The organism is Paenibacillus xylaniclasticus (genome assembly GCF_004001065.1).
Classification (GTDB): domain Bacteria; phylum Bacillota; class Bacilli; order Paenibacillales; family Paenibacillaceae; genus Paenibacillus_T; species Paenibacillus_T xylaniclasticus.
Genome location: NZ_BIML01000011.1, coordinates 72,756 through 82,046 on the forward strand (window position 1 = coordinate 72,756; position 9,291 = coordinate 82,046).

At 41.9% G+C, this 9,291-nt stretch carries 10 protein-coding genes and 1 pseudogene; 1 reads left to right on the top strand and 10 read right to left on the bottom strand.

Annotated features, from left to right (window positions below; translation table 11 throughout):
• Positions 1-42: 42 nt before the first annotated feature.
• The 10 genes and pseudogenes from PXY01_RS13565 to PXY01_RS13620 form a co-directional block, all read right to left on the bottom strand.
• The gene (locus tag PXY01_RS13565; RefSeq protein WP_127570556.1) at positions 43-726 is read right to left on the bottom strand and encodes a GntR family transcriptional regulator; all 684 of its coding nucleotides are present in this window, start codon (positions 724-726) and stop codon (positions 43-45) included.
• A gap of 705 nt (positions 727-1,431) precedes the next feature.
• Positions 1,432-1,665: an IS3 family transposase gene (locus tag PXY01_RS23080; RefSeq protein ID WP_218028222.1), complete on the bottom strand. Its 234-nt coding sequence runs from the start codon at positions 1,663-1,665 to the stop codon at positions 1,432-1,434.
• Positions 1,640-2,050 (bottom strand): helix-turn-helix domain-containing protein, encoded by a 411-nt coding sequence (locus PXY01_RS13575; RefSeq protein ID WP_127570557.1) that lies wholly within the window; start codon positions 2,048-2,050, stop codon positions 1,640-1,642. The genes PXY01_RS23080 and PXY01_RS13575 overlap by 26 nt, the downstream gene beginning before the upstream one ends.
• Positions 2,051-3,087: 1,037 nt before the next feature.
• The gene (locus PXY01_RS13590; protein WP_127570559.1) at positions 3,088-3,759 is read right to left on the bottom strand and encodes a DUF2625 family protein; all 672 of its coding nucleotides are present in this window, start codon (positions 3,757-3,759) and stop codon (positions 3,088-3,090) included.
• A gap of 34 nt (positions 3,760-3,793) precedes the next feature.
• Entirely contained in the window at positions 3,794-5,101 is a 1,308-nt protein-coding gene (locus PXY01_RS23170; protein ID WP_307719383.1) for a NucA/NucB deoxyribonuclease domain-containing protein, read from the bottom strand.
• A gap of 276 nt (positions 5,102-5,377) precedes the next feature.
• Entirely contained in the window at positions 5,378-5,629 is a 252-nt protein-coding gene (locus PXY01_RS23320; RefSeq protein WP_127570560.1) for a pentapeptide repeat-containing protein, read from the bottom strand.
• Positions 5,630-5,843: 214 nt separating this feature from the next.
• The gene (locus PXY01_RS22365) at positions 5,844-6,017 is read right to left on the bottom strand and encodes a hypothetical protein (protein ID WP_164744413.1); all 174 of its coding nucleotides are present in this window, start codon (positions 6,015-6,017) and stop codon (positions 5,844-5,846) included.
• Positions 6,018-6,265: 248 nt separating this feature from the next.
• Positions 6,266-6,736 carry a hypothetical protein gene (locus PXY01_RS13610; RefSeq protein WP_127570562.1) on the bottom strand — a complete coding sequence of 157 codons (471 nt, stop codon included), beginning with the start codon at positions 6,734-6,736 and terminating at the stop codon, positions 6,266-6,268.
• A complete protein-coding gene (locus tag PXY01_RS13615) occupies positions 6,736-7,245 on the bottom strand; it encodes a hypothetical protein (protein WP_127570563.1) in 510 nt (169 codons plus the stop codon). The genes PXY01_RS13610 and PXY01_RS13615 overlap by 1 nt, the downstream gene beginning before the upstream one ends.
• Positions 7,246-7,334: 89 nt before the next feature.
• A pseudogene (locus PXY01_RS13620) lies at positions 7,335-8,571 on the bottom strand (IS110 family RNA-guided transposase).
• 424 nt (positions 8,572-8,995) lie between these two features.
• Here PXY01_RS13620 and PXY01_RS13625 point away from each other — a divergent pair.
• On the top strand, positions 8,996-9,280 hold the full coding sequence (locus PXY01_RS13625) for a transposase (RefSeq protein WP_127570564.1): 285 nt from the start codon (positions 8,996-8,998) through the stop codon (positions 9,278-9,280).
• The last annotated feature ends 11 nt before the right edge of the window (positions 9,281-9,291 follow it).

The window sequence follows — 9,291 nt, forward strand, 5'->3', positions numbered from 1 at the left end:
GGAAATTCGCCTCCAAGTAGCAGTTAAGTTGTTCTACCCTCGTTATGCTTTGAAATAATCCGGGTACTTCTCCTTCAGCAGTGCTTGATCGGATACCGATAAATGCATATGATCCGTCATCAGCTTGACAGCCGATTCCGCATCGTGAACACGAATCGCTTCGACGATGCTGCGGTGCTGCTCGAACAGATGATTCCATTGATGATCCACAGCCAGCCGAAGCATGCGGCTTCGGTTCAAATGCGCGATAATGCCGCCGAGCACAGCCCACGTATTGCTTTTATTGCAGCCTTCGAAGATCGTTCGATGGAACGATTCGTCCAGCTCGAACATGAGCCGGTAATCGTGTGCATCGATACAAGCACGCTGACGCGTAATATTATCGTCAAGCGCCGCCATATGCTCCGTCGGAAAATCAGCACAGGCCAGCTTCACAACCGCTACCTCCAGCTGCTCCCTCATAAACCGCGCTTCCTCTACCAGATTCGTGTCGATGAGCGATACGAATGTACCACGCTGCGGATACACCTCCAGCAGCCCCTCCTGTGCGAGCCTTACGAAGCTTTCTCGAACAGGCGTACGGCTGACATTGAATTTGAGCGCAATATCCTTCTCCGAAATCGCGGTGCCCGGTGGGAGCTCCAGCTTCAGAATAAGCTCTCGTAGCGAAGCATAGACAGCGTCGCGCGTCGACACCGATTGCACAGGCTTTAACGTGAAATTCAATGGTTCACCTCCTCTGATCACAGCTCGTTATGATAATACTGCAATACTACCATACTTGTATGGTAGTTAAAAGTGGCGAATTGAAATCTGTTATATCTCAAAACAATTCGGACTATTTTAAAAGAGAGTATCTTTCCGGCTGAAAAATATGTGTTGTTCATAGGTTTGCCAAAAATCAGCCTACAAGATGGATCTTGTACCCGAGTACGTTGGCTTCGCCTTTCAGCGTGAACTTCGTCGACGGAAGTTGTACGTTATTCATGCGCTTCTCCACCAATCATAACTTCTTACAAATTTAATACTTTGTGTATTATAGGAATGAGAGGATTGGTGACTAGCCTTTTGACACATGACCTTCTCATTAACAACAATACAAAAGTTGTCTTAACCCCGCACTAAGATACGATCAATTCCTTCCGCCGTAACTATCTGTTTCAGTTGATTAAATAGTTGAGATTTTGTGATAAATCTGAAGAAAACGAAGATAACAAAAATCAGGTCAATCATGGTAGTGCCTGCCCATAATCAACCTGCTAGATGTATTGGAATAGAATTACTTAGGGTATAATTAAAACACTTGATGTACGTACAACCAAAATAAAGAAAACTCTATATGGGTATTACTAGGGTTATAAGTGTTATTGGTTGAATGGAATTGTCAAGAAAAGTGCAGTTTGAAAACACCCTCATACAGAAATCCCGTTACTAAGCAGCTTGTGAATACATCCTCTGACGATAAATGACTGGGGGCCAACCCCCAGGGTTAGAGGTGTAGATCCGCTGTCTGTTATAGTAGACCATAATGTATCTGAAGATGATCGATTTCATATAGGCCATCGGATAGCGCTCGGTGTTGATCTTGTAGAGCTTTTCTTTTTTTAACGTAGCAAAAAAGCTTTCCATCCTTGCATTGTCATAGCAACGTCCTGTGCCACTCATGCTCTGAATAGCATCTCATGGGAACATCGAAGGCAAACAGGTTCTCAATCTTTCTAGCTCTGTTTCCTTCGGGGAGACATCTGCGAATAAAGGTTTTTATCCAATAATGAATCCCCTCGCTCAGCAGTATATAAGGGTTTTTCGACAGATCGCAAACCATGAATATATCGGTCGAGGACGTATGCCTTCTACGAATGATCCCCTTGTCAACAAGTCCATTTAGCATTTTGCTCACCGTTTTTTCAGATATCCCTGTATTATTCGCCTGGCGGCATGTTACGTAACTGCCTTTCTCCTGTTCTACGTCCAGTTCCGCGAATGCGCCCTCGTCGTCAATGTAGTGAAACTGGTTTTTCATGTCATCCAACCATTGATATACTGCCATATTCATCATCCTTTTCTTTTTTGTCAGAAGCGTTGCTCTTTCAATTTCTCTATACGAAGGGGGGACGCGGCAGTTAAGACCTGCACAAAAAGAAATCCCTGCACAACGGCGGGGGACAGATTAGCCAAACAACGGCAAGTATTTACGGTAGTAATCTATATGATTACTGGATAACCGCCAATCATACTGATTTAGGAATCGAGCGACTTTGGCTATGACTTGATTCCGATGAACGACATCATTGTGCTTCGATCTAGCAAGGTAATGTGCAAGGCTTAGCTCGACTTGCTCTTGTGGCATCGGGTCCTTGACATACTTTACGAAGATGCCGACAAGCTCGTCCATATCATTGGAACAATGACCGAGCACATACTCCCGCCGCATCAGAGTTAGGGCTGTATCTAAGGGTAGTCGATTTATGGATGCGCCCACCCTTCTGTGGCGGCGGGGGCGGCTAGCTTTTGCTGAACGCTCCATTTCCTCCATAATAGATACTGCCGCTGTGCTTCGTACTCATCAAAGCCATGCTGTACCATGATATTCAGGATGGCGCGGGGGATGGAATCGGTATAGCCATACAGGCAACTACGAAACCTTTCCCATGAGATGTCATACAGGACAACAAACGCTCGATGTGTTAGCCCTAGCTTCTGTATGCATTCTTTGACTGGGTGATTCATGAATGATTGCCCCTTTCGTAATATCCTCCACATTAGGTTAGACACTCTACAGGCAGGAATCACAACAGACATACAGAAGCATAGAGCGTTTTTTGAATCTTGAATTTGTCACATCGAAATAACAGACTGCTTAAGGAATAACGCTAACTCCCGAATGTATTAGATTAGATTGCCGCATCTCCCCGCACTATATAGATGATTTACTGATTCAGATTAATCTTCACAGAGCATGTATAAATGAATTTGCTTGGCTTCGTTATCACCCGCCTACCATATTCATGGTGCATGGTGCGCGGGTATGTCATGGGAATGAAAAAAGAGACCTTGAAAGGCATGAGCCAATCAAGGTCGGAAATACTATTCGATTCCAAGTTTTTCTCTGTTTGCCATGTTGACGTTCCATAATTCTTCAATTGGAACAATCGCCCTTGTTCGATTGGTTAGAGCGTCTCCTTCTGCCCATAGATATGGATAAATTAAGACACCTTTGTCACCATCCAAGCATTTTACTTCTTCTAACCAATTGTTCCAGCGGAATGATTCATAAAATTTCCTTACATCTCCAAGAAAAGCCCAGTTCAAAAAATCCGAATACTGCATATCCAGGCTCTCCCACTCTAAGGTGTCAGGTGCAAGATAAAATATTTCACCGAGCTTACCTTCAAAAGCCCCGCCATTCATTGCATAAAAACCACCAACTACATCATCTGCAATCAGTAATGATGATTGCATTCTTGAACTCTTACCATTGGAATTTACTCCGTTCCAACTTGTCAGACTTCTAGGTAATTTGACACTGCCAGAACCTAAAAAACGTAACCAGCCATGCTCAACTAGAATACCGCCAGTATAGTATGAGACAGCCCCCAAGACAGATTTGGTAGTGACTTGTAGCTGATATAATACATTGCTGGCATCTTGCTTACTTACGGCTAGGATTTCAACGTCATTCGTAGCTTTTGAAGCCCATTCCTGTACCATCAACCATGTAGATTCAGGTCGTAGAATTAGCTCGTCTAAAGATTTCACAGAAATCACCTCGTTCCATAAATAATAACATAGGTCAATCGTCAATCTTTATCTTTATTTGCGTTCCATCAGGGTATTGTCTCAACTGATGCCCTATTGTTGAGCCTGCACCCCTATTATCCGACGGTGAAATAGGACGAACACTCGCTCCTTTTCCACCTTCTTCAAACATTGCTGGTGGATATTCATCAAGGTCTTTGCCCGAAACTTTTTCATGACCCTTAAGAGATTCTTTTCTGTTGGCTTTTGCCCCATCACGTTTAATTGTCAAAGTATCAGGATGCCCATTTTTGATAGCATCCTCAATATGCTGTGCTGTTTCAGGATACTTGCTTCTGGAAATTGTACATTCAGGACAATCAACTTTAGACGTCCCCTCAGCAATCTTAATCCCCATCGCATCCAACACATCAGCTTCGTTATCTAGCTTCTTCACTAACTTGCCGTTGGAATCTAGGATTTCGTACGTACCATCTGGAAGACGCTTTATCGTATTTAATTTCCCTACCTCGTCGTAGAAGGTGCCTCCTCCCCTGCGTATTCCACTTATAATCTCTTCTGCATCATCTAAGTTTTTGATTTTTTTGAATGACTTAAATGCACCCAAAAACGGGAACATCGACAGAACAATTGCTCCTGTATCTTTTGCATGTGACCAGCTCCACTCCCAGTTGTAGAATTTCTCTGAAAGATCACTGATGTCCATTGGTAAGTCTGCTCCAGTGAATCCTAGGAGGGTTCGAGCAAATATCCCCCATCCTGTCACTTCATCTGCATAATCCCCTTGTATGGTATATTCGAGTGTTTTCTGGGTGTAACTCTTACCATAGGTCTCTTTCAGCCACAGATCATATTCAGTTAGAGGAGGCGTTCCTATCCCATTAGGCTTGTACACATATTTCATGAAGTAATCAAGCAGTGGCTCCTCATCCAGGTTATCTCCTGTGATTAAGGTTCCATCTGGCAGGAAGACAGGCAGACTCTTAAGTCTTGCTTCTTCGTAAGACGCTAACGCCTCTTGCACACTGTCTTGGGTGAAGACCATGATATCTAATGGATTCTCTGGGCTTTCCACTGCGATTCGATCTGAGCGAAAATGTGCCTGTTGTCTTTTCCCATCCAGCATCATACTCGAATCCTCACATACGAATACCACCGATTCACCTGCGGTTAGATTAACCTGCACACCCTCACTCGGGATTGATCCTTGTTCACTAACAAAGTCTGGATTGACTCGTATATTCTTAGCCGTCAGATCGATGCTCCCTGCACTATGTACGATAATTCCGCTGCCCTCTACCAATGTTAATTGTGAGGCGCCACCCTTCGCATGCAGCTTCACCTGATGATCATCTAGTAGCAACGATTGATTCCCTGGCGAGAACCATTGCTTAGCGTTTCCCTCTATTACCTGTATTGTTTTTCCATGTCATTCAACTCCTTCGTTTATTTTCTGCACGCAAAAAAGCTCATTCCTACTGATAGCTCAAGTTGGAAAGAGCTTTTTAAAGTTTATCAAGTATTTGAATCAGCTAGTGTTTAATTTACTGGTTGAATTATACGATCTTGTTGTTGAGATTGTAAACGGGTCTACAAAGATTTTAACAAGGACCCAATTCTAATCTTTTTTGAAAATAGCTCCCATTTCCTCTAGGCTAATATTTTCAGACCAAGTAGTATTATGATTGTAAAAAGCCCCATTAAAAATAACATTGTAAATCTCTACGTTGGATAAATCTACTTCAGATAAATCAGCACCAGTAAAGTCTACATCTTGAAGAATGGAATTCCTAAAAGATGCTCTCGATAAATCACAATATATAAATTTTACATCTTTTAGAGTAGAATGAATAAACCTCGCTTTCATCATACTAGAATTACAAAAATTCACTTCTTCTACTACAGATTCATAAAACGTAGTTTTTATAACCTCTCAACATTACAGAAATGTTTATTAACCAATACTGATTTTTATTATTCTAATCTGGCATCAATTAACTTTTTAGAGGTTAGTATGAATGGCGTAGTTTTGACAAAGTCAAATTTGGATTACTCAATATTTAAGAAATGTGAAGCCACTAACTCTACTCTAATTCAAGCCCACCCTGTCGTTCTTCATCAATGTTAAACTTATGGACTGGGTCTCTTGCCAAATCTCCATACTCATCTGGTGTTCTAGCATGATAAGTTCCCTTATCACCATACTTATCCATTAAATCCTGATAATAATCCGGCGCAGTTTCTCTAATTTTATCCAAGTTAGCTTTGGCGTCCCCTAAGTAGTAATAAGGAATAAAGAAGGCGGCAACTGTTTTACCAATTATCACCGACACTGGGTGGGTGTTTTTGAATAGCCGCCACTTGTATGTTTGTATTGTTTAGATTAATGCGGCAGATAAAAAAAGAAACCACAATACGGGTGGCAAGTTCGCATTGTGGCTGGTTGATTATGTTGAACGATGGTTACACAAAAATCCTAGCCCCTTTTAACTGCCTCCATGTTACCTTAAAAGCTCTCCTTTGGATTTTTATAGCACCATTCATTATCAAACGGATTTCTAATTATTTTCTCTAAATCATCTAGTTCATAAAACCAATCAAATTCCGTCCAGAGCTTGATATCTTTATATGCCTTGATAAAATGATAACTAAATTTAAGCAGTATTTCTTCGTTCAGGTTGTAATCTTCCACCATAATCAGTCTGAAAAGATTTTCACTTGGATTATAAAAATCAAGGTTTATATAGTTATTATGTTCAAACTTCTCATCAAATGCCCAGAATGGAATCTTTCTCTCTGAATATTTGTCAAGCGGAATATCACTTATAGTGGCATGAATACACCTAAAATTTCCATACTCGTCAAATCTCTTATCAAATACAAAATATAAATTATTATTTTCTGATATTTTTTCTATATTTTCTAAAATATTCAATAATGAAATATTCAAAGATTCTTTAGCTAAAAAAATCGCCATTACTTCAGCACCTTTCCAAGTTCATCGAGGGAATTAACTATTTTTACACCTGGTATCTCTTCTATGCTCTTAATTAATTCCACTACTCTAGGATTTGACATATTAATCGGCTCATCAATATAAATGATAACCTCTTTATTCTGATAGTTAAAATAATTAGGATCATTTGAATCTGTATATTTTATTATTTGATCCTTTTTAAGTACACTTGTGGACTTTTTGACCTCTATGAACTGATTTGGTGTAGCGATATCAATATCCCCAGCACGGTTTCCAGTTGTAATGTTTTCCACTTTCACACCGAAATGGGTAACTTCTGTTTTACTGTTTACAAATTCGCCTACTTTCCCCTCAATAGCAGTTCCAGGGTTCTTGCTATTTTTAGCAATTGTAATTGCATTAGGAATATTTTTGGAATTTTGTTCAATCCAATTTAAAGTGCTTCCAGATGGATTTTCAAACTCATACTCTAATCCTCTATGGGTTTTAGCTACTACAGGTTCTTTCATCTTAGGAACAGCATTCCCCGTCCCCTATGTTGTAAAGCTAATCTATTGAAAATATACGGTGGTTGCTAGATTACTAGCGATCCCACCAATCAGCTTGCTTGTTTTTCGGTTTGTTCAGGCAGACGAAACGCTGTTTTATGCTTCATCATGCCATAGATGATGTTGACTAACCACCGCATGACACAGACCAAGGCTTGCGTTGGTGTTTTTCCTTCCTCTTTCTTACGGTTGAAGTATTCATAAAACAGGGGATTGCGTGGCTTTTTGCTTTCTTTTGAAACTTGCACTTGCTGGACAGCCAGATTGTAAAACAGTCCATGCAACACTCGATTGCCTTGTCTGCTTTTCAGGTTGGCGTGCTTGCCGCCGGAACCCATTTTACAGGGGCAATTCCAGCAAAACGAGCCAGCTTATCTGCACTAGCGAAACGATGTATGTCGCCTATTTCAGCTACCAATGCTGAAGATGTTACCAAGTCTATGCCCGGCATCGTTTCCAATTGAAGATCAAGTTGCTGCATCATGCTATGTAATTCGCCTTCTTCTCGGGCGATTTCCTTCTTATTGAACCTTATGTCACGGACATGGCTACGAATGAGGAAGTCACGCTGCTCCTGATACGTTCGGGTCGTGTCGCCATCCGCCTGAATCCACGCTAGCAATTGCTCGGCTTTTCGGGTTGAACAAGCGTTGTTGCTGGTTAATCGCAGAAAATGGGCCAGCGATTCTACCGTCTCGTCTTTCAACAAATAAGGCGATGGGTACTTGTGCCAAAATGCTAATGCACATTTACCGTCCAACTCGCTAAAGAACCTTTTATAGCTTGGTTAAAATGGTAGCTGAGCTGCATGTGCAATTGGTTTTTCAGCGAGGTCAATGCCTTAATCAAGCCATTCCTTCTCGTTACCAATTGACCAATCGTCCAGTACACGTCCTGTGGGTTTGCATCCGGTAACATGTCCAGCTTGTTTAGCAGGATTTTCGCTACACATTCTGCATCCCAGCTATCGCTTTTTTGTACGATGGGATTACTCTTGCGCTCCGCATACGACAGGGCAGAGTTGACCTCCTTCACCTGTTGCTTCTGTTCTAGCAAGTAAACAGCCAGCGAACGACCATAGCCGCCCACGTCTTCTAATCCATAGATCGGCGTAACGCCTCGTTTCTTGCACTGTTTTACAAATGCAATCAGTTCAGGGAATGCCGATGGCTTGTTTTCAAATGTAACTTCACATAGCTTCTCGTGCCAGCAATTGACCACAACTGCCGTATGGGTCTTCTTGTGCAGGTCAATACCTACGTAGATATGCTTTGCTTTGTAGTGCATATCATCCTTCCTTTTACCCATCAAGTCCGATGCGTATTGAAACCATGTCTTCAACCTCAGTTCAAGCGTTAGCTGCTTACGCAGCCCGCAACGGGACGCTAGCCAATCCATGCTTTCCTTCTGCATCGTCTGATGGATATATATCAAATTCCCTGCTTTTTTTAAGTGCTGCGGCAAAAAAAGTTTCAAGTTTTTCATGCTGTCCATTCTGCCTCTTGTTATTGTTGCGCAGTATACCCTTATTTTTGTTGTCGTGTTCCGCCGGGGAGCTATCGTATACTGTGTTTGTTACTGCCATTTGTAACGGTCGCTCCCCAACTTGTGGTTTCTGCTGCCCAAGCAATACCCCATACAGTGCAGTTAGACTGAATTGTAGACACAGACTAGACTAGATTCAACAATTTGAGCGAGGGAGCCCGTGTCTATGAAAAATATCAAACACGATGAAGCGTACAAGAAGCAAACCGTCCAATACATAAAGGAGAGTGGGAAGCCGGTAGCAGAGATCGGACGTGTGCTAAAGATTAACGCCAATACCTTGTACGGCTGGGTGAAGAAATATAGCCGTGAGCCGGAAATTGTTGCTGTACAAGGGCTGAAGCCGGAAGACCAACGGCTGAAGGAACTGCAGAAACAGATTCGTGAACTCCAGGAGGAGAATGAAATCTTAAAAAAGGCGATGCACTTCTTCGCGAAAGACCATCGGTAAAATATACGTTT